16 protein-coding genes and 1 tRNA gene are annotated in these 20,343 nt (G+C 67.3%); 8 read left to right on the top strand and 9 right to left on the bottom strand.

What is annotated here, in order from left to right; genetic code table 11:
- Positions 1–459 precede the first annotated feature (459 nt).
- Entirely contained in the window at positions 460–1,053 is a 594-nt protein-coding gene (locus NV1_RS26800; RefSeq protein ID WP_245713939.1) for a PPA1309 family protein, read from the bottom strand.
- A gap of 455 nt (positions 1,054–1,508) precedes the next feature.
- On the opposite strand from NV1_RS26800, the gene NV1_RS26795 reads away from it, so the two are divergent.
- Complete coding sequence (locus NV1_RS26795; RefSeq protein WP_174557487.1) at positions 1,509–4,511, top strand: UPF0182 family protein; 3,003 nt, start codon at positions 1,509–1,511, stop codon at positions 4,509–4,511.
- Between the two features lie 91 nt (positions 4,512–4,602).
- On the opposite strand, the gene NV1_RS26790 is transcribed toward NV1_RS26795, so the two are convergent.
- Positions 4,603–5,148, bottom strand: a complete 546-nt coding sequence (locus NV1_RS26790) for a transglycosylase family protein (RefSeq protein ID WP_067897058.1) — start codon at positions 5,146–5,148, stop codon at positions 4,603–4,605.
- A 537-nt stretch (positions 5,149–5,685) separates the two neighbouring features.
- On the opposite strand from NV1_RS26790, the gene NV1_RS26785 reads away from it, so the two are divergent.
- The 3 genes from NV1_RS26785 to NV1_RS43840 all read left to right on the top strand — a co-directional run bounded on the left by NV1_RS26785 (position 5,686) and on the right by NV1_RS43840 (position 6,623).
- Positions 5,686–5,759: transfer RNA gene (locus tag NV1_RS26785), tRNA-Met, on the top strand.
- A gap of 157 nt (positions 5,760–5,916) precedes the next feature.
- Positions 5,917–6,381 (top strand): CinA family protein, encoded by a 465-nt coding sequence (locus NV1_RS26780; protein ID WP_067897056.1) that lies wholly within the window; start codon positions 5,917–5,919, stop codon positions 6,379–6,381.
- A gap of 20 nt (positions 6,382–6,401) precedes the next feature.
- Positions 6,402–6,623, top strand: a complete 222-nt coding sequence (locus tag NV1_RS43840; protein ID WP_157117382.1) for a hypothetical protein — start codon at positions 6,402–6,404, stop codon at positions 6,621–6,623.
- 15 nt (positions 6,624–6,638) lie between these two features.
- Here the strand turns inward: NV1_RS43840 and NV1_RS26775 are convergent, their stop codons facing one another.
- Positions 6,639–7,523: a sterol desaturase family protein gene (locus NV1_RS26775; protein ID WP_067897054.1), complete on the bottom strand. Its 885-nt coding sequence runs from the start codon at positions 7,521–7,523 to the stop codon at positions 6,639–6,641.
- Positions 7,524–7,658: 135 nt separating this feature from the next.
- Positions 7,659–9,029 (bottom strand): nucleobase:cation symporter-2 family protein, encoded by a 1,371-nt coding sequence (locus NV1_RS26770; protein ID WP_067897051.1) that lies wholly within the window; start codon positions 9,027–9,029, stop codon positions 7,659–7,661.
- A gap of 355 nt (positions 9,030–9,384) precedes the next feature.
- On the opposite strand from NV1_RS26770, the gene NV1_RS26765 reads away from it, so the two are divergent.
- From NV1_RS26765 to xdhC, 3 genes are read left to right on the top strand one after another with little or no spacing between them, the layout of a single operon-like run.
- On the top strand, positions 9,385–10,821 hold the full coding sequence (locus NV1_RS26765; protein WP_067897047.1) for a xanthine dehydrogenase small subunit: 1,437 nt from the start codon (positions 9,385–9,387) through the stop codon (positions 10,819–10,821).
- A complete protein-coding gene (xdhB, locus tag NV1_RS26760; protein WP_245713938.1) occupies positions 10,818–13,289 on the top strand; it encodes a xanthine dehydrogenase molybdopterin binding subunit in 2,472 nt (823 codons plus the stop codon). The genes NV1_RS26765 and xdhB overlap by 4 nt, the downstream gene beginning before the upstream one ends.
- Entirely contained in the window at positions 13,282–14,163 is an 882-nt protein-coding gene (xdhC, locus tag NV1_RS26755; RefSeq protein ID WP_084525802.1) for a xanthine dehydrogenase accessory protein XdhC, read from the top strand. Before xdhB ends, xdhC begins: the two co-directional genes overlap by 8 nt.
- Here xdhC and NV1_RS26750 read toward each other — a convergent pair.
- Together NV1_RS26750 and NV1_RS26745 are read right to left on the bottom strand one after the other, a co-directional pair.
- The gene (locus NV1_RS26750) at positions 14,154–15,509 is read right to left on the bottom strand and encodes a hypothetical protein (RefSeq protein WP_067897045.1); all 1,356 of its coding nucleotides are present in this window, start codon (positions 15,507–15,509) and stop codon (positions 14,154–14,156) included. The genes xdhC and NV1_RS26750 overlap by 10 nt on opposite strands.
- A gap of 99 nt (positions 15,510–15,608) precedes the next feature.
- On the bottom strand, positions 15,609–16,145 hold the full coding sequence (locus tag NV1_RS26745; RefSeq protein ID WP_067897043.1) for a hypothetical protein: 537 nt from the start codon (positions 16,143–16,145) through the stop codon (positions 15,609–15,611).
- Between the two features lie 212 nt (positions 16,146–16,357).
- On the opposite strand from NV1_RS26745, the gene NV1_RS26740 reads away from it, so the two are divergent.
- Positions 16,358–17,206, top strand: coding sequence for a hypothetical protein (locus NV1_RS26740; protein ID WP_067897040.1), 849 nt, complete (start codon positions 16,358–16,360; stop codon positions 17,204–17,206).
- Between the two features lie 64 nt (positions 17,207–17,270).
- Here the strand turns inward: NV1_RS26740 and NV1_RS26735 are convergent, their stop codons facing one another.
- The 3 genes from NV1_RS26735 to NV1_RS26725 all read right to left on the bottom strand — a co-directional run bounded on the left by NV1_RS26735 (position 17,271) and on the right by NV1_RS26725 (position 20,250).
- Positions 17,271–17,837: a TetR/AcrR family transcriptional regulator gene (locus tag NV1_RS26735; RefSeq protein ID WP_067897112.1), complete on the bottom strand. Its 567-nt coding sequence runs from the start codon at positions 17,835–17,837 to the stop codon at positions 17,271–17,273.
- A 258-nt stretch (positions 17,838–18,095) separates the two neighbouring features.
- Positions 18,096–19,409 (bottom strand): sensor domain-containing diguanylate cyclase, encoded by a 1,314-nt coding sequence (locus tag NV1_RS26730; RefSeq protein ID WP_067897038.1) that lies wholly within the window; start codon positions 19,407–19,409, stop codon positions 18,096–18,098.
- Between the two features lie 31 nt (positions 19,410–19,440).
- A complete protein-coding gene (locus tag NV1_RS26725; RefSeq protein ID WP_084525801.1) occupies positions 19,441–20,250 on the bottom strand; it encodes an SAM-dependent methyltransferase in 810 nt (269 codons plus the stop codon).
- Positions 20,251–20,343 lie beyond the last annotated feature (93 nt).

Here is a 20,343-nt window from a genome sequence, read left to right as displayed (position 1 = left end):
GTTCCAGCGGGACGGAGACGTTTCGCCGCTGGGCGCGTTGGTCTTTCGCCTTGCTTCGCTTCGGCGGGGTTTCGGCGTCCGAGGGTGTGTTGTTGTGCGGTCGGGACTCGGGGTTCGGTCATGCGCTTGGAGGGGTGATCGACGAGCCGCGCCGAAAACCTTGGTGTTGGTGTTGGTGAGCCTTTCGCTTCGCGGGCGAGTTCCAGGGATGGAGACGCTTCGCCGGTGGGCGCGTTGGTCTTTCGCCTCGCTTCGCTGCGGCGGGATTTCGGTGCGGCTGTCGAAAACCTTTGCCGCTGGGGCTGTTTGCCTGGCAGTTCTGGCGTACCCAGATGCTCTGCCGGTGAGCATCTTCTGGGTGGGTGTATCGGCCGGAGGTGTGCACCCGGCCTTGTCGGGTAGCCGGCAGCGGCTGGGGCCTGACCTTCGGGTTCGGCCGACGCGGAGGCCGGCATAGCGCTAGTTTTCGTTCTCCAGTGTGTGGGCGAGGGCCTCGATGAGGTTGGGGGCGAGGTTGGGGGCGGTGCGCAGGTCGAGGTCGTTGCCGAAGGGGTCGTCCGCGTCGTCCTCGTCCGGACGCACCTGCAGCAGGCACAGGGATACGCCCTCGCGCAGGACACCCGCGAACAGCCGGGCGTCGCGGCGGCCCGGGTGGGTGATGGCGGCGTCGCGGGCCGCGCGGTCGGCGGCGTCGCGGTCGGCGAGCAGCGGGGCGATGGCATCGTCCAGGGTCTGCTCGGCGTCGGGCGGCAGCACCACGATCTGCTGGACCAGGACGCAGCCGCGCACGGCCTCCGGCCAGCTCGTGGTGGCCAGGAATTCGTCCAGAGCCAGTTCACCGGTCACATCGTCGGGAAGTGGTTCCTGCGCGATGGGGGTGAGCTCGGCGCCGTCGTCGAGCTGATCCTGCAGGGCCGGTTCGGCGGCCACCAGATCGGCGGTCGGCACCAGGGCGAATATCTGCGGTGGCCGGTCCCACCCCTCGGCATCGGCGAACTCCGCCACCTCGCGAATGCAGCGGTAGAGGGCGGAGGCCGGGTTGTCTACGGTCACGCGCGCTGAGTTTAGGGGGCGCCCGAGCATCGGTACGAGTCAGCCCGGACAGCTCGAGGACGACGACGTTCTCGTGCGCCGAACCACCGATGCATCTCGCAACGCGCCCAGCGGCGAGGTGTCTCCGGCCTGCTGGTAGTCGCCCGCGAAGCGATAGGTTCAGCACGAACACCCCAAAGGTTTTCGGCGCGGGCTCGTCGTTCAGCCCGCGAAGCGCATGGCCGAAGGCCGGGTCTCGAGGGCTGAACGACGAGTCTTACAGCGCCGAAAACCTCGCCGGAGCGCAGCGGAGGCCATAGATACAACGCCGAAAACCCGCCGGAGCGAAGCGGAGGCCAAAAAATACGTAGAGTGGGCCCGGAATGGTCCGTATGGACCACACGCAACGCAAGCAACTGCGGTGTGCCGGTCCCGGGCTCGGGCCTGTGCGCCGCCGGACCTGGGAGAGTGGCATCGTGGGCGTGCGCCCCCCGACAGGCTTACCTTCGCTGTCCCGCCGCAGCCGTGTGCTGCTGGTGACGGCACTCGTCATAGCGGCACTGCTGCTGGTCGGGCCGCGGCTGACCGACGCCTATACCAACTGGTTGTGGTTCGGCGAGGTGGGGTTCCGCAAGGTGTACACCACCGTGCTGTTCACCCGGATCGTGTTGTTCGTGGTGGTGGCCCTGGTGGTCGGCCTGATCATCTGGCTGGCGCTACTGGGGGCCTACCGGGCCCGGCCGGTGTTCGTCCCGGTCTCGGGGCCCAACGACCCGATCGCGCGGTACCGCACGACGGTGATGGGCCGGTTGCGGCTGTTCGGCATCGGCCTGCCGCTGTTGGTGGGTCTGCTGTGCGGCCTGGTGGCGCAGTCGAGCTGGGTGACGGTGCAGCTGTTCCTGCACGGCGGTGCGTTCGGCATCAAGGATCCGCAGTTCCATCTGGACGTCAGCTTCTACGCGTTCAATCTGCCCTTCTACAAGATGATGTTGAACTGGCTGTTCGTCGCCACGGTGATCGCGTTTTTCGCAAACCTGGTGACGCACTACATCTTCGGCGGCCTGCGCCTGTCCGGGCGCGAGGGCACGCTGACCCGCCCGGCGCGTATCCAGCTCGCGATCATCGCGGGAGTCTTCGTGCTGCTCAAGGCGATCGCCTACTGGTTCGACCGGTATTCGCTGCTGTCCAGCACTCGTAAGGAGCCCACGTTCACCGGCGGCTCGTATACCGATATCAACGCGGTGCTGCCCGCCAAACTGATTCTGTTGTCCATCGCGATCATCTGCGCGCTGGCCTTCTTCGCCGGAGTCGTGTTGCGGGACTTGCGCGTTCCGGCGATGGCCGCGGCGCTGCTGGTGCTGTCCTCGATCCTGGTCGGCGCGGTGTGGCCGTTGATCGTGGAGCAGTTCGAGGTGCGCCCGAACGCGGCCACCAAGGAGTCCACCTACATCGAGCGCAATATCCAGGCCACCCGGCACGCGTACGGTCTGGGCGGCGACAAGGTGCAGTACGTCGACTACTCCGGTAACCAGACCAAGGATCCGACCACCATCCCGGCCGATCAGCAGACCATCTCGAACATCCGGCTGCTGGACCCGAATCTGCTGACCCAGACGTTCATCCAGAAACAGCAGCTGCAGAACTTCTACGGCTTCCCGGACCCGCTCGACATCGACCGCTACACGATCGACGGCCAGGTTCAGGACTACATCGTCGCCGCGCGAGAGTTGGTGCCGCAGAACCTGTCCGGCAACCAGACCGACTGGATCAACAAGCACACCGTCTACACCCACGGTGACGGATTCGTCGCGGCCCCGGCCAACCGGGTCAACGTCGCGCCGCCCAAGGAGACCTCGCAGGCGGCCACCGGCGTGGCCAACGGCACCAACACGAGTTCGGGCACCTACGGCTATCCGGTGTTCAACGTCGGCGACAAGTCGACCGTCAGCGACCTGTTCTCGCAGAAGGACAAGGAAGCGATCCAGGTCGATCAGCCGCGGATCTACTTCGGCGAGATGATCGCCAAATCCGACGACGATTACGCCATCGTCGGCGGCAATAACCAGCCGGCGCGCGAATATGACACCGGCACAAAGCAATTCACTTACAACGGCAAGGGTGGCGTGCCGATCGGCAATTGGTTCAACCGCCTGGCCTTCGCCGCCAAGTACGCCCAGCGCAACATCCTGTTCTCCGGTGCGATCGGGTCGGATTCGAAGATCATCTACAACCGCGATCCCCGGGACCGGGTGCAGCAGGTGGCTCCGTGGCTGACCACCGACAGCGATGTCTATCCGGCGGTGGTGGACGGCCGCATCCAGTGGATCGTGGACGCCTACACCACTCTGGACAACTACCCGTACGCACAGCACTCCTCGCTGGACGGGCTGACCCAGGACAGCATCGACCAGAACACCGGGCGCGTGCTGCCGCGCAAGGAGGTCAGCTACATCCGGAACTCGGTCAAGGCGACCGTCGACGCCTACGACGGCACGGTCAATCTCTATGCCGTCGATCCGACCGACCCGGTGCTGAAGGCGTGGGAGGGCGTGTTCCCGGACACCGTGAAGCCCGCCGGCGCGATCACCCCGGAGCTGCGCGCGCACTTCCGCTATCCGGAGGATCTGTTCAAGGTGCAGCGCGACATGCTGGGCCGCTACCACGTCGACGATCCGCGCGAGTTCTTCACCAACAACGCGTTCTGGTCGGTGCCCAGCGATCCGACCTCGGACACCCCGACCAGTGCCAATCAGCCGCCGTACTACGTCCTGAAGGGCAATCCGGCCACCGGGCAACCGTCCTTCGACCTGACCAGCGCGATGGTCGGTTACAAGCGTCAGTTCTTGGCCGCGTACATCTCGGTGAGTTCGGACCCGGGCGATTACGGCAAGTTCACGGTGCTGCAACTGCCGACCGATTCGCAGACCCAGGGTCCGCAACAGGTGCAGACGTCCATGACGACCGATGCCCGCGTATCCAACGAGCGAACCACCCTCACCGGCGGTAATACCAACAAGATCAGATACGGGAATCTGCTGACCCTGCCCATCGGCAACGGCGGCATCCTGTACGTCGAGCCCTGGTATCTCGAACGCAACAGTGCCAGTGCGGCATCGTTCCCGCAGTTGGTGAAGGTGCTGGCCAGTTACGGCGGCAACGTGGGCTACGAGGCGACGCTCGGTGACGCGCTCAACAGCATGCAACCGGGCCTGGGCGCAGCCGCGACACAGCAACCCGGCCAGGCCGCGACGAGTCCGCCGCCCAGTCAGAGCACCACGCCGAATCAGGGCGCCACTCAGCCGCCGCCCGTGATTCCGCCGACCGGTTCCTCGGCCGCGCGCGACGCGGCGGTGCAGGAGCTCAACACCGCGCTCAAGAGTGTGCAGGACGCACAGAAGTCCGGCGATCTCGGGAAGCTGGGCTCGGCCTTCCAGGATCTGCAGAAGGCCATCGACGACTACAACAAGTCCGGGGGGTAGCCCGCCCGGCTCGGAGTACGCGAACGGCGTCGCCATCACTCACGATGGCGACGCCGTTCGCGTCTCCGGTATGGAGGAGTCTTTCGCCGGGTCAGCGGCCCAGCGACTGGATCAGCCCGGTGTTCTGCTGCAGAACCTGCTGGTACTGCGAATCGAAGCCGAGCTTCTTGGCGACCTGGGAGGCGGTGTCCTCGGCCTGGGCGATCATGGCCTCGCGACTCCCGGGGGCCGGTGCGGCGGGCGCGGCCGGAGCCGGGGCGGGCTTGGGGGCTACGGCCTCGGGGGAGGTGGTGGCGCCCCAGCGGAGGTACTTGCCGCAGACGGGCCAGGCGCCCGCACCCTGCGAATTGAGCACATTCTCCGCGACACGGACCTGCTCGTCCTTGCTGGCCTGGCTGGCCAGGCCGGAGCCACCGTTGGCCCGCCAGGTGCTCTGCGTGAACTGCAGGCCGCCGTAGTAGCCGTTACCGGTGTTGGTGTGCCAGTTTCCGCCGCTCTCGCACTGGGCGACGCCGTCCCAGTCGTGGGTCGGCGCGGCCGAGGCGGAGCCGGCGATTCCGAACGGGACGGCAACAAGGGCGCCGGTCACGGCGGCGAGGCCGAGGGCGCGACTGCTGATCTTCCGGTTCTTGTTCATATGGTTTGTCCCTCCCCGTGCCCGCCGGCGCGGCGATATCCGCCGAGTCCCTGCCCCCAGGTGGTCGGGGTTTCCCGGACCGCGGGGCAGGGTTGCCGGTGTGCAGCGGTTCGGATGGGTGCCCGTCACGGTGTCGATCCGGGTCGTGGACGACCATAACGAACAAATCTCGGCAGATCACGTCTTGATAACATCCGGAATTGCATGAAGCGAATAACTGGAAAATCGCTGTCCGCGCAGGTGGGCAATGCCGTAAAACGGAATTCTGGTCGGTCTGTTATTCGCCTTCGCTGTGACTCGAATCACCGCCATTTTGTGTTGTGGGTCACGTTATTTTTGGCTTGCGCTGGAGACGCACGCGTGCGTGCGCGAAATAACGGCCACCACACCCGGCCGCACCTGCCGCTGTGTGATTGCAGTCATAGAAGTCTTCGGGTCGCAAGATCATCCGACTCGACCGATCGGAACTTCGAAAACCCCTACCGACCAGGCGATTTGCGATCGTCAACCACCCGTGTGTAATGTTGTGTTCACCGACGCGGGGTGGAGCAGCTCGGTAGCTCGCTGGGCTCATAACCCAGAGGTCGCAGGTTCAAATCCTGTCCCCGCTACTAGGGAGAACGGCCCGGAACATATGTTCCGGGCCGTTCTTCTGTTTCCGCCACATCGGTGTGACGACTCGTTCGCTGGCCAGCTTCGGGCTGGTCCCGGGTTTGGGCCCGGCCTTCTCGGGCATCCCGAACGCGCCGCCGATGGTGAGAGGAGATCATGGCCGAGATCGTGACGCAGCTTGCCGAGCTCGCCAAACGCCGGGCGCTGACGGTGGCGGTCGCGGAATCGTTGACCGCGGGCAACCTCGCGGCCGCGCTGGGAGCCGCGGCGGACTCCGCGCAATGGTTTCGCGGGGGCGTCGTCGCCTACTCCGCAGAGGTCAAGCGGCGAGTACTCGATGTACCCGATATCCCCGTCGTGTCCGCGGCCGCGGCGATCGCGATGGCCGAAGGCGTGCGTTCGCTGATGGCCGCGGACCTCACCGTCGCCACCACCGGTGTGGGAGGCCCCGGCCCCCAGGACGGTGAAGCGCCCGGTTCGGTGTGGTTCGCCGTCGCCTCGCGCCGGGATGCCCGGGCCCGCCATCGCCGGTTCGACGGCGAGCCGGCGGACGTGCTCGACCGAACGGTGCGGTACGCGATCGAGCTGTTGTGGTCAGCGGCCCGGAACCTCACGGACTGAACACCCGAAGGAGCACAGCGATGAGTTCACACTCTGGAAACGGCGATCCCACGTCCGAGAGCCGAGAGCAGGCTTTCCGGCAAACACCGGAGGACTTGGACGATCGCGAAGATACGGCGGCACTGGTAGACGATATCGAGGAGGATCTCGCCGCGGAGCGAGTCTCGAGAGGCGTGCCGGGTAACAGAGCCGAGCGAGAGGCGATGGAGCCGATCGACACCGGCGACGAAGCGCCCGACTGACTCGCTCCGGCCCGGCTACTCGGAGATCCGGATGGGCTCCCGTTCGAGGGCCGGACCGGTCACGGCGGGCTCGGGAGTCCAGCCCGGAGGGGCGAAGACGTGGCCGAGCCGGGCTCGCCAGGTGTGGGCGTGGCGGACGTCGGAGATCATGCGGGCGAATTCGTGGTAGTTGACCTCGAACGGGTTGTGCGTGTCGATGTTCTTGGTGAGGCCGTAGCGGACGGGTTCGAGTTCCTCGGCGTAACTGCCGAACATACGGTCCCAGATGATGAGGATGCCGGCGTAGTTCTTGTCCAGGTACGGGTTGTTGGCGCCGTGGTGGACGCGGTGGTGTGACGGGGTGTTGAAGATGTATTCGATCGGGGCGGCGAGTGTGCCGATCCGCTGCGTGTGGATCGGGAACTGGTACAGCAGGCCGATCGACTGCAGCAGGAAGATCATCCACAGCGGCAGGCCGATCACGGCGGCGGGTATCCAGGCGGCCGAACGGATGAACGTCCCGGGGATCAGCCAGGGCAGGCGCACCGCGGTGGTCAGATTGAACTGTTGACTGGAGTGATGCACGCTGTGCCCGGCCCACAGCAGCCGGATCCGGTGATCGGCCCGGTGCGCCCAGTAGTAACAGAAATCGGTGACCACCAGGCCCAGCGCCCACACCCGCCAATCGTGCGGATTCAAGTGCCACGGCGTCAGCGCGACCGCCACTCCGAGGATGGAGAAGGGCACCAGGAAATGCTCGAACGCCTTGGCCAACCGGCCCAGCAGGTAGATCGAGATGCTCGTGGCCGAGTCGTGGACCGTGCCGCCCCGGCGGTCCGGATCGAACCGGTACCCCGCCCATTCCACGAGCATCAGCACGATGAACGCGGGTAACGCGTACAGGAACAGACCGCTGGACATCCCTACCTCCTGGTGAATCGGCGGCCGCGGGGGTGCTGCCGTATCGATCACGGTAGGAAGATCCGGGGGTGAAATCGTCACCTCGACAGGTGATCGACGATCCCCCGGACAGGGGATGTTCGCACTGCTCCCGGATCAGCCCACCGTGGCCCGCGCACCGCTGCGCCAGTGGTTGAACAACAGATTCAGCACGAACACCACGATCACCGCGGAGGTGATCGGACTGCTCGCGATCATCTGGAAGTCGGTGGGGAACTTCGCGTAGAAGTTCGGGGCGACCGAGGGCAGCAGCGCCACCGACAGGGTCACCGCGATGATGAGCATGTTGTGCGTGCCGTCGAACCGCACCTTGTGCAGGACGCGCAGGCCGACCGCGGTCACCATCGCGAACATCACCGTCGCCGCCCCGCCGATCACCGGATTCGGAAGTGCCGCAACGAGACTCCCGACCTTGGGCACCAGCCCCAGCGCCACCAGCAGCACACCGCACACCGACACCACCCAGCGGCTGCGCACGCCGGTGAGCCCGACCAATCCGACGTTCTCGGCGAACGCGGTGTCGGGGAAGGAGTTCATCAATCCGGCCAGGACCCCGGACAGGCCGTCGGCGGCCAGCCCGCGCGCCAGATCGCCGGGTTGTAGCGGCTTGTCGACCATCTCGGCCACCGCGACGATGTCCGCGGTCGACTCGGTGAACGTCACCAGCATCACCACGCACATGGAAATGATTGCGGCGACGTGGAATTGGGGCGCGCCGAAGAGGAACGGCCGGGAGATGCCGAACCAGCCCGCCCTGCCGACCTCGGACAGATCGACCAGGCCCATCGGTATCGCGACGATCGTTCCGATCACGATGCTGAGCAGGACCGCCAGCTGACTGATCAGGCCGCGGGAGAATCGGTGGATCAATACGATGATCAGGATCACCAGCCCGGCCAGGCCGATATGCGAAATCTGGCCGTACTCAGGTGATTTCGGGTCGTTACCGGCGATCAGCCCGGCGTCCGCGCCGATCAGCGACAGCCCGATCACACAGATCACGCAACCGGACACCAGCGGCGGGAAGAAACGAACCACCGTGGCGAAGAAGCGGGCGATGATCAGACCGAAGACACCCGATACCAGAATCGCGCCGTAGACCGTGGGCAGGCCCGCCTCGCCGCCACCGAATTGTTCGGCGATGAGAATCATCGGCGAGACGACCGTGAACGTCGCGCCCGCCACGAGCGGCAGCCGAACGCCCAGGATCCTGCCGACGCCGACCGACTGGACGATCGTGATGATCCCGGAGACCAGCAGATCGGCGTTCACCAGGACGCCGATCGTATGCTGCGACAGTTTCAGCGCACCCCCGACCAGCAGCGGCACCGCGACCGCCCCGGCGTACATGATCGCCAGGTGTTGGAGCCCCAGAAGGGTGAGCCGGGCCGCAGGCGGCACCTCGTCGACCGGGTGCGGCGGCCCGGCGTGGGGATTGCGCGAGGGACGCGAGAAGCGCAATGGCATGGCAGGCCTCCTGGGCGAGCGGAAATACCGGCCGATGCCGGCCGGAACTCCCGGCACGAAAGTGTCGCGGGAATTCGTGTCGCGAACCTCCCGCGGCGCAAGCGTAAATGCCAGGAGCCGATGCCCGGTTGTGCCGCAACGATATGTTTACCGGGGGTAACACTTCCGACGCGCCGGTTCGGCGGATAATCCGATCGACGCGATGAAATGTGTTGTGTCGTTTGGAGGATCATCCCGAAGGTATGTGGTGATCGTGCGCCTCGCGCACTCGCCGCGGAAAGCTGCCTAAAATGGTGATTGTCGTTCTCGACCCGACTACACGCTCGTTCGATCGACAGCGAAAAGAGGGTTTGCCATGGTTGCGGCGCGGATTACGGTCAACGGAGAACTCCTGCCGATTTCTCCGGCCGCGCCGACGACGACTCTGCTGGAATTTCTGCGCCGGTGCGGATACACCGGCAGTAAGGAGGGTTGTGCCGAGGGGGAATGCGGGGCGTGTTCGGTTCTGCTCGCCCGTCCCGGGATCGTCGGGCGAACCGAATGGGTCGCGGTCAATTCCTGCCTGATTCCGGTTGCCGCGCTGGACGGGCAGGAGGTCGTCACCGCCGAGGGGCTGGGCACCCCCGAGGCGCTACATCCGGTGCAGCGCGAGCTGGCGATCCGCGGCGGATCCCAATGTGGTTACTGCACACCGGGATTCGTATGCAGTATGGCCGCGGAATACTATCGCCCCGATCGGGCGGCAACCGATGCTCCGGCGGAGCCCGAGCACGGCCCGAACGGATTCGACCTGCACGCGCTGAGCGGAAATCTCTGCCGCTGCACCGGATACCGCCCCATCCGCGATGCCGCCTTCGCGATCGGCGCACCGGATAGCGATGACCCGTTAGTCCAGCGCGGGGCAGCCGCGCCGCCCGAACCGGTGCCGACCGTGTTCGAGCGAGACGGTCGCGCCTTCGTCCGGCCCGCGACGCTGCCCGAGGCGCTGACCCTGCTGCGCTCCCACCCCGACGCCGTCCTCGTCGCGGGGTGCACCGATTGGGGTGTGGAGGTGAACATCGGCGCCCGCCGCGCCGATTACGTGATCGCTATCGATCAATTGCCCGAACTGCGCGGGCTGCACGTCGCACCCGATCACGTCGAACTGGGCGCGGCCCTGACCCTCACCGAACTCGAACGCCGACTGGCAGGCGGCGTGCCACTGCTGGCGGAGTTGTTCCCGCAGTTCGCCTCCCGGCTGATTCGCAACAGCGCGACCCTCGGTGGCAACCTCGGCACCGGTTCTCCGATCGGCGATGCCGCCCCCGCGCTGCTGGCCCTGGACGCATCGGTCCTGCTGACCGGCCCGGCGGGGGAACGCGAGGTGGAGTTGGACGACTACTTCACCGGGTATCGGCAGAGCGTCCGTCGTCCCGACGAGGTGATCCGTGCCGTGCGCATTCCCCGCCCGCTCGCCCCGCTGAGCGGATTTCACAAGATCGCCAAGCGTCGTTTCGACGATATCTCCAGTGTCGCAGTGGCTTTCGCGTTCGACATCGACGCCGGTACGGTGCGTTCGGCGCGGATCGGGCTCGGCGGAGTGGCCGCGACCCCCGTCCGTGCCCGTGCCACCGAAGCCGCGCTGCGGGGCCGCCCCTGGTCACCGGAGACCGTGGAGGCGGCCGCGCGAGTACTCGAAGGCGAGGGCACCCCGCTGGACGACCATCGCGCCAGCGCGGGGTATCGCCGCGCGATGCTCGGGCAGAGCCTGCGTGAGATGTTCGCGCGCTGCGTCGAGGGGGTGGCGGTGTGACACGACCGGAGAAGCCGCCGGTCGGCGTGCCGATGCCGCACGAAAGCGCTGCTCTGCACGTCACCGGGACCGCGTTGTACACCGACGATCTGGTGTATCGCACCAAGGACGTATTGCACGCCTACCCGGTGCAGGTCATGTGCGCGCACGCGCGAATCCTGGCGCTGCGCACCGCGCCCGCGCTGGCGGTGCCCGGTGTGGTGCGGATACTGACCGCCGACGATGTGCCAGGTGTCAACGACGCCGGGACGAAACAGGACGAACCGCTGTTTCCGAACGAGGTCATGTTCTACGGGCACGCGGTCTGCTGGGTGCTCGGGGAGACGCTCGAGGCCGCGCGGCTCGGCGCGGCGGCCGTCGAGGTCGAGATCGAACCGCTGCCGGCCTTGATCACCATCGCCGATGCGATCCGGGCGGACAGTTTTCAGGGGGCACAGCCGCAGATACGCTGCGGCGACCTCGAGGCCGGATTCGCCGAATCGACGCGGATCTTCGACGGCGAGCTGGAGTTCTCGGGGCAGGAGCACTTCTATCTGGAGACGCACGCGTCGCTGGCCGTGGTGGACGAGTCCGGGCAGATTTTCGTGCAGTGCAGCACCCAGCATCCCTCGGAGACGCAGGAGATCGTCGCGCAGGTGCTGGGATTGCGCAGCCACGAGGTGACGGTGCAGTGCCTGCGGATGGGCGGCGGTTTCGGCGGCAAGGAGATGCAGCCGCACGGATTCGCGGCCGTCGCGGCACTCGGCGCGACCCTTACCGGACGTCCGGTTCGCCTGCGGCTCAACCGCACTCAGGATCTGACCATTACCGGTAAGCGGCACGGATTCCACGCCGCGTGGCGGGCCGGATTCGACGCCGACGGCCGGTTGCGCGCACTGGAGACGACCCTGACCGCGGACGGCGGCTGGAGCCTGGACCTGTCCGAACCGGTGCTGGCTCGGGCGCTGTGCCACGTCGACAACCTCTACTGGATTCCGAACGCCCGCATCAGCGGCCGGATCGCCAAGACACACAAGACTTCCAACACCGCGTTCCGGGGGTTCGGCGGACCGCAGGGCATGCTCGTGATGGAGGACCTGCTCGGGCGCTGCGCACCATTGCTGGGTCTGGACCCGGCCGAATTGCGCCGTCGCAACTTCTATTCCGCGGGTCAGTGCACACCGTACGGGCAACCGGTGCGCACGCCGGAGCGGATCGAAACGGTGTGGCGGCAGGTGCACGAGAACGCCGACCTGAGCTCCCGCCGCCGCGAGATCGAGGCGTTCAACGCCGCACATCGGCATGTCAAGCGGGGTTTGGCGGTTACCGGCGTCAAATTCGGCATCTCGTTCAATCTGACCGCGTTCAATCAGGGCGGCGCACTGGTGCTGATCTACAAGGACGGCTCGGTGCTGATCAATCACGGCGGTACCGAGATGGGGCAGGGCTTGCACACGAAGATGTTGCAGGTCGCCGCGACCACCCTGGGCGTTCCGATGGGCACGGTGCGACTGGCCCCGACCCGCACCGACAAGGTGCCGAACACCTCGGCGACCGCGGCCAGCTCCGGGGCGGATCTCAACGGCGCGGCCATCAAGAACGCGTGTGAGCAACTGCGCGAACGACTTTCGCGGGTGGCCGCGACCCGGCTCGGCTGCGATGCGGCGGATGTACGGATCGTGGACGGCGTGGCCCGGCCGCTGGGCGCATCCGGCGACGGCATCGCCTGGACCGATCTGGTGCGGACCGCCTACCGGCAGCGGGTGCAGCTGTCCGCGACCGGTTTCCACCGGACCGAGGGGTTGCACTGGGACGCGGCGAGTATGCACGGTTCGCCCTTCAAATACTTCGCCTACGGCGCGGCGGCCACCGAGGTGGAGGTCAACGGATTCACCGGGGCCTACCGCATCCGGCGGGTCGACATCGTGCACGATGCCGGCGACAGCCTGTCCCCGCTGATCGATATCGGTCAGATCGAGGGTGGTTTCGTCCAGGGCGCGGGCTGGCTGACCCTCGAGGATCCGCGCTGGGACACCGGTGACGGACCCGGTCGCGGTCGATTCCTGACGCAGGCCGCGAGCACCTACAAACTGCCGAGCTTCTCGGAGATGCCCGAGGTGTTCAACGTCGAGTTGCTGGCCGACGCCACCGAGGAGGGCGCGGTCTACGGATCCAAGGCGGTGGGTGAGCCGCCGCTGATGCTGGCGTTCTCGGTGCGCGAGGCGTTGCGTGCGGCGGTCGGGGCGTTCGGCCGGCTCGAGCTGAGCATAGATCTGGCCGCACCCGCGACACCCGAGGCGGTGTACTGGGCGATCGAGCGAGCGCGTCACGGACTGAACGCGGATGAGACTGCTATGCAGAATCTTTCGTTCACCGATCCGGTTACGGCCGGTATCGGTGCGGCCGGTGACGGGAACGGCGCAACGCGCGTGCGGGACCGGTCGGCGGCCGAAAGATATTACGGCACGGGGATTTTCGGCTATGAGTGAGCTGACCTGGGTGGATGCGGTTGCGCTGTTGCGAGCCCGCCGGGAGCCCGGTGTGCTGCTGACCGTCGCCGCCGTGCGCGGCCATGCGCCACGTCCTGCCGGTGCGAAACTGGTTGTGGGACAGCAGGAGACTTGGGGTTCCATCGGTGGGGGGAATATCGAGGCGGTCGCGATCGAGCGGGCCCGCGAGCTGATCGGCGCTCCGGACCCGCAGCCGGAGCTGATGGATTTCGCGCTCAACGACCAGGTGACGAACTGTCACGGTGTGCAGTGTTGCGGGGGAACCGTCGTGCTGCTTCTGGAACCGCTGCCGGTGGTGCCGGCCGTCGCGATCTTCGGTGTCGGACACGTCGGACTGGAACTCGCGCGCATCCTGACTCGCCACGACCTCGACCTGCACCTGATCGATACCCGGCCCGGCATGCTCGGTGACGAGCGGCTGTCCGTCCTGCGCGACGCGCCGGCCCGCATCCACGTCCACGAGGTGCCGCTGCTGCCCGAGCAGGTGCTGGCCGAACTGCCCACCGGCACCCATCTGCTGATCATGACCCACGACCACGCCGAGGACGCCGCTCTCTGCGATGCGGCCCTGCGCGGCGGTGATTTCGGCTCGATCGGCCTGATCGGCTCGTCGGCCAAATGGGCCCGCTTCCGCCGCCGCCTCGAATCCGAGGGTGGTCACACACCCGAATCCATCGCCCGCATCCGCACTCCCATCGGCCTGCCCGAGATCACCGGCAAGGAACCGGCCGCCATCGCCGTCAGCGTCGCCGCGGACCTGCTGCTCACCTTCGAACGCGAGCGCGCCGCGGCGGCACCCCGGACGCCCGGCGATCCTCGAATTCCGCTCCCGCATTCGGGGCCTCAGGTCTGATCGAAGGGTTTGTCGCACATCGGGTCGGGGGGCGGGGTCGCCCGTGGTGTGGCCGGAGCGGCATCCTCGACCAGGGGTCTGCGCCTGATCACGTAGGCGAATACCGCGTAGCCGACTACCATCGCCAAGGCCGTCCAGCCGGGCGCCGCGGAGGAACGTTCGTCGAATTCGCATACGATCGCGCGGTCGGCACCGATCAGATTGCAGGGCCCGAAGCTGAGACTGGCGCGCATGGCGAGGATCACCGAGGGAACCAGCAGGATCACGATCGCCAGCACCCGGCTGGCGCTGTGTCGGGGCGGGGAGGTACCCAGGCAATAGCCCGCGATCAGCACCAGCGCGACCTCGCAGATCGCGTCGACGACCGGGTGGTGCACGTGGGTCAGCAGTGCCGCGGCCAGAGCCAGGGCCGCCACGGCGGCCAGGGCGAGCGGTAGCAACGACCACCGCACCCCGATCAGCAAGCCGGCCGCGCACAGCACGATCAGGATCGGGACCGACCATTGTGAGATGTCGGCGGGCACGATGGCATCGCCGGACGCGGTCAAGGCCGCGGCGAGCAGGACGAACACCCCGTCGCGGCCCGGCAGCAGCAGTGCGGCGGCGCCCGTGATGAGCACCGTGATCGTCGCGACGATCGCGATGGACAACGCGCTGTCGACATGACGCGCGATCCATCCGGCGAGGAACGTCCGGGAGACGATCAGAATGACCCCGGTGATGATCGGCGCCATCGGCAGTTCCACCGACAGCCGGTTCGCCGGGGGCTGGCGCCGGTTCAGGTAGGCGCTGACCGCGATCAACACCATTGCCAGGCCGATGATCCACGTCGGCGGCGAGTTACCCGGCACCCAGTTCGCACGGACGTGGTGACCGGTCATTCCGGTGCGCAACGGGGTCGGCAGCGCCTCGGAGATCACGGTGCTGCCGATCGCGCCGACCGTCCACCCGAACGCCGATATCCGCCGGTGTAGCACCGCCGCCCCGAGACCGCCCAGCAGGACACCACCCGCGAGGGCGTCCAGGAAGTTCAATGTGGTCAACGAGGAGCCGGGCCCGGCCGACTGCCCGATGATGTGGTCGACGAACAGCACCGCGATCCCGAACAACGCCGTGCACCAGGCCACCAGTTCGTTCAACGCGGTCGCGGCGAAAGCCGACACGATCACCGCGACGACCGCCCCCGCCGCAATTGCCCGAGGTTGACTGTAGGTGAGTGAATACAATTGCACCGACCCGGCGTCGCTGACCCACCGAAAGTCGACCGGCAACGTCAACGACAGCCCGGCAACGATGGTTGCCAGGAAGGAAGTGATCGCCTCCACGGTTCCGTGCGCATACCGCACTCGGACAAAACTACCCGCATCGCCCGAATGGGACAGGAGAAACGCTGTTAGCCGATAATTAGCTGTATCTCGGGCGATGAGTCTCGGCCCGGCGAAGCCTCAGCTCGCCGATCCGGTTCCCGCCGACCCGCTGGACGGACCCGGTGCGGCGACGAGGCTGAAGTCGTCGCACCATCCGCCCGCGCCGGCGGCGGTGGCCTGGCAGGCGATGTATACCGTCGGGCCGACCGCGGCGAAGGTCTGGCTGACGGTCGTCGGGGAGGTCACCGACTGGCTGACGTACGCCACGCCGGTTCGCGAATCCAGGGCCAGGGCGAGTACCGATCCGCCCGGATTCGCGCCGGCGCGCACCGAATAGGCGTACTTCGCGCCGTTTTGCACCGGGACGTCCTGGCCGATGTAGCCGTTGTCGTGCACGCTCGCGCCGCTGCCGCCGATATTCGCGTGGTAGACGTGGGTGGACCAGCCGTCGAGTCCGCTGTGGAAATTCGCGTTGGTCACCAGATTGTCGGCCGCGCTGGGATGCGGATCGAGGGGGAGGGGTACGGCGTTCGCGAGGGCTGTCCCGCCTAGGCATGCGGCCGCCGCGAATGCGGCGACGGTACGGGTGCGCCCGAATCGCAGTGAGCTTGTCATCGCAATTCTCCTTGCTGAAGCCCGACTGAACTACATTCCCTGTTACCGGTTGGCAATCTTGGGTTTGCTTACGGTATCACCACTTCGGGCCGGTGAAGACACGGATGAGCGCGGATCATGTCGGCGCGGTGGGGGTCGTCGGGAATGAGCTGAACAGCGGTCCGCACCGTGTCTGGTAATCGAACAGCAAATTTCGTGGCTATCGTGCGGATATGGACTTGGTGCTCGAATGGGATCGGCATCCGGGGACAGGTCTGCGCCTGGCGAACGAGCTGGCCGGTGCGGGCGCACTGGCCGTCGCCGAGGATCTCGGACCCGCGCCCGGCCGACTGGGAATCCTGGCCGCCCGGCGCGAGGGCGAACTGCTCGGCTGGGCCGCCCTGACCGACGACGGAAATGCGCGGGTACTGACCGAGCCGGTGTATGTCTCGCGGTATGTTCGACGAATTCAGTTGGGGCACTATGATTTCGAACCTGCCACCGATGCCGAGGAGGCCGTCGTGGAGGCCCTGCTGACCGGAGTGGCCGGGCATGCGCGGGCACTGGGCTACCGGGCGCTGCGGTGGCGCGGCACCGATACCGGCCCCGAGGGGCGTGCGGCCGTGGCGCTCGGCGCGGTCGCGATCGGCGAATACGCCCGGGTGTGGACCGCCGAACCGCGCACCTGGCGGCCGCCGATGGCGCTGACCTTCGCCGAACCGGTCGACTGTGTACTGCACGCTCTCGCCGAATCCACCGAACCGCCCGGTCAGGCGCTCGTTGTCGCGCTACTGACACCGGGGTCGGTGGATCCGGTGGCCAGCGTGGCCACCTCGGTTCTCGGCAGTGCGGCGTATATCGATGCGGGGGAGGGGGTGATCTATCAGGACGTCGATCCAGGCGCCCTGGCCGCATTGATCGGCGCGGTCATCACCGAACTGCACGACCAGGTGCCACAGGCCCTGGTACTGCGCGTATTCGAGCACGACGACCAGCGAATTCGCACGGCGTTGGCCACGGCCGGGCTCGCCCTGTCGGCCCGCTGCCGCGGTTACGAACTCGGGCTGGGCGCCGCGAACTAGGTCCACGGCGCTGATTGCCCGGTCAGGCGCTCGACGCGGACGACGGGTGAGGCTGGTACCCGAGTCAGGGCGCTGTGCGCAGACCCGCGAGGACGACCGTGAGCAGGCGCTCGGCGGCCTCGGGAGTGTGCTCACAGGCGACGCCGACCCCGTGACCGAGGCGGATCAGATCCTGCGGTTCGAGTTCTGGGCGGACGAGTCCCGCTTCCTGGGCCGGGCGCAGGACCGAGGCGGCGGCCTGGGTGGCGAGCGTGGAGCAGAGCATGAAGATGTCCGAGTCGCGGTCGAGGGCGGCCTTGAGCGTGACCGCCAGACCGCGCCGGTTCATCACGAAGTCGACCTGGGCCCGGACCCACAGGTCCAGGGTCTCCAACGGCGTGTGCTCCGAGTCGAGCAATTCCTCCGCGCGCCGGCTGAGCGCCTCGACACTCGAGCGGTAGACGGCTTCGATGAGCGCCGCGCGATTCGGGAAGTGCCGGTACAGGGTGCCGGGTCCGACGCCGGTGCGGCGGGCGATCTCGTCCAGCGGGGCCTCGGTGCCCAGTTCGGCGAACGTCTGGCGAGCGCATTCGAGAATGCGCTCGTAATTGCGGCGCGCATCGGCGCGCATCGGCCGCGTCGCTGCGTCCATGGGTCCTCCCGTACGGTGCACACTGCCGACTCCCATGATAAGAGGAGAAATACTCCGATTGATTCCTCGGGCCCGGGTTCCGGTCCGGGCGCAGCAGCGCGCCTGATACCCCGAAGGCGATACGCCGAGCAGGTCCGCGGCCCGCTGCACATTCTCGGCCGTCGCGGTCAGCGCGATCATCGAATCCCTTCGCGTCCGGTCGACTCCGGGCTATCGCAGAATATTGGGTGGCGCCCGGCTCTCGGACGGCGCGCGGCGTCAGCGCCTGCGCCGCGTGCGCAGTCCCGGGCGTGACCGCGCGGACTTGTTGCGGTACATGGCCGCATCGACGGTGTGCATGAGATCGTCGATGGCGGCGGGCGGTTCGTCGACCAGTGCCGTGCCGATCGAGGCGCCCACCGAGACAGTCTGTCCCGCAACGACTATCGGCGCGGACAACGCGGCGAGCAGCCGCCGGGACAGGCTGTGCGGTCCGCCCTCGTCGCGGCACTTCTCGATCAGCACGATGAATTCGTCGCCGCCGAGGCGAGCCGCGAGTCCATCGGGTTCCGCGGCGTCGCGCAACCGTTCGGCCACCGCCTGCAACACCCGGTCGCCGACCGTGTGTCCGTACGCGTCGTTGATCTCCTTGAAACCGTCCAGGTCCAGATAGCACAGGCCGATCGGCGGAATGGCCTCGGCGAGCCGGTCGAAGAACAGCACCCGATTGGCCAGGCCGGTCAGATTGTCGTGATGTGCGTCGTGCCACAGCCGATCCGACAGCGCCTTGCGCTCGGTGATGTCCACCGCGACGCCGATCAGGAAGCGTATCCGGCCGTCTTCGTCGCGGACCGCCGACATGGACAGGTCGATCGCGGTGCGACGCCCGTCCGGATGGGTGTAGCCGGTCTCCATCCGGAAACGATCGATCCCGCCCTCGAGCAACTGCTGGAACTGCGCGTAGGCGGGTCCGATATTGATCGGGCCGAGTACCTCGGAGACCTGCCTTCCGGTGATGGATTCGGCTGGGGCGCCGAACATTTCGGCCATCGCGGCATTGACGTCCACCACCCGCCCGCTGCGCACGTCGATGGTGCCGATACCCACCGACGCGCCCGCGAAGATGGCCGAGAAACGCGCCTGTGACAACTGCCGCTGCGCCTGCGCCTCCCGCACCGCCGACAGCGCCGCGGCGAGGGTCGCCTCCTGCTCGGTCAGTGCCGCCGCGCGCAGGGCCGCGGTGAATCCGGCGGCGAATTCCGCGGCCACATCGATCGCACGGTCACGCACCCGCTCCGGATCGTGGCACGCCCCCTGCCGTCGCGGATCGGTCGTCTCGACGACCGCCCGGGCCATATCCCGGCAGATCACCGATACGGTGCGGCTGACCGCCGACTCGTCCCGATAATTGGCCGCGACCAGCGCCGCGGCGGCGATCCGCGCGGAATCCAGGCCGCTTTCCCCGCGCAGGGCGGCCAGCAGTCGTTCGCACAGCCCGGCGAGCAGGGCCTCGATCTGGGTCCGGGTCAGGGTGGGGGCGACGACGCCGTCGAGCGCGTCCGCCCACCGCACCGCCAGGTCGTGTGCGTCCACGTGAGCACCCCTGTCCGAATCGCCCCTCGAGTCAGACCTTACGGCCCACGCCCGCCAGCCCGAGCGAGCGCCCCGGTGTCTCGTGCAGGTCCCGGTCGGATTCCGGGTGCCACAGCGGCAGTTCGACCACTCCTGGCTGGACCATTTCCCAGCCGTCGAACATGGCCGTGATGGCGGCGCGGTCGCGGAACCGGATACCCGTGTGGGACTGGTTCGCCGACAGATCTCCGAGCCGGGCCGCGGCGCCGGGACGCTGGGCCGAACTCAGATGTGAGATCGCCACACAGCTGCCCGCGGGCACCGCCGCGCGCAGTTCACCGACCAGTTCGCGCGGACCCTCGTGGTCCTGTACCAGGTGCAGCACCGCGATCAGCAGCACTCCGACCGGTTCGGTGAAGTCGATCAGGCCGCTGTCCGCGGCCCGGGCCAGCAGATCCGCCGGTTTGCGCAGGTCGGCTTCCAGAGCGTCGGCACAGTCGTTGCCGACCAGGATGGTTCGCGAGTGCGCGACCGCGACCGGATCGATATCGACGTACAGCACGCGATTGCGTGGGTCGATCGCCTGGGCCACCTCGTGCACATTGCCCGCGGTCGGAATGCCCGAGCCGATGTCGAGGAACTGGTGGATACCCGCGTCGGACAGGTACCGCACCGCTCGCCGCAGGAACGCGCGGTTGCTCAGGGCCAGCCGCGGTAGATCCGGCACGAGCTGTTTACCCATTTCGGCGGCCTTGCGATCGATCTCGAAATTGTGCGAGCCGCCCAGCAGTGCGTCGTACATACGAGCCGGGCTCGCCTTCGTCATGTCGACGCCGTCGGGCGCCCATGTCGGCCTGTCCACTCGCAACCCCTTCGTATCCGTGATTCGAGCCGCCCACACGCGGACGGATCGTCCGGCACCCGATCACCCCGGTACGGGTGCATGTGCATGCTA

Source organism: Nocardia vaccinii NBRC 15922 (assembly GCF_001613305.1).
GTDB lineage: Bacteria > Actinomycetota > Actinomycetes > Mycobacteriales > Mycobacteriaceae > Nocardia > Nocardia vaccinii.
The sequence above is the reverse complement of the archived record's forward strand: the minus strand, read 5'-3'. Positions and strand labels throughout refer to the sequence as shown.

Excerpts from the sequence above, each read along its gene's own strand:
- NV1_RS26790 (WP_067897058.1), bottom strand. The coding sequence starts at position 5,148 with ATGAACAAGAACCGGAAGATCAGCAGTCGCGCCCTCGGCCTCGCCGCC.
- NV1_RS26780 (WP_067897056.1), top strand. The coding sequence starts at position 5,917 with ATGGCCGAGATCGTGACGCAGCTTGCCGAGCTCGCCAAACGCCGGGCG.
- NV1_RS43840 (WP_157117382.1), top strand. The coding sequence starts at position 6,402 with ATGAGTTCACACTCTGGAAACGGCGATCCCACGTCCGAGAGCCGAGAG.
- NV1_RS26775 (WP_067897054.1), bottom strand. The coding sequence starts at position 7,523 with ATGTCCAGCGGTCTGTTCCTGTACGCGTTACCCGCGTTCATCGTGCTG.
- NV1_RS26770 (WP_067897051.1), bottom strand. The coding sequence starts at position 9,029 with ATGCCATTGCGCTTCTCGCGTCCCTCGCGCAATCCCCACGCCGGGCCG.
- NV1_RS26765 (WP_067897047.1), top strand. The coding sequence starts at position 9,385 with ATGGTTGCGGCGCGGATTACGGTCAACGGAGAACTCCTGCCGATTTCT.
- xdhC (WP_084525802.1), top strand. The coding sequence starts at position 13,282 with ATGAGTGAGCTGACCTGGGTGGATGCGGTTGCGCTGTTGCGAGCCCGC.
- NV1_RS26745 (WP_067897043.1), bottom strand. The coding sequence starts at position 16,145 with ATGACAAGCTCACTGCGATTCGGGCGCACCCGTACCGTCGCCGCATTC.
- NV1_RS26740 (WP_067897040.1), top strand. The coding sequence starts at position 16,358 with ATGGACTTGGTGCTCGAATGGGATCGGCATCCGGGGACAGGTCTGCGC.
- NV1_RS26735 (WP_067897112.1), bottom strand. The coding sequence starts at position 17,837 with ATGGACGCAGCGACGCGGCCGATGCGCGCCGATGCGCGCCGCAATTAC.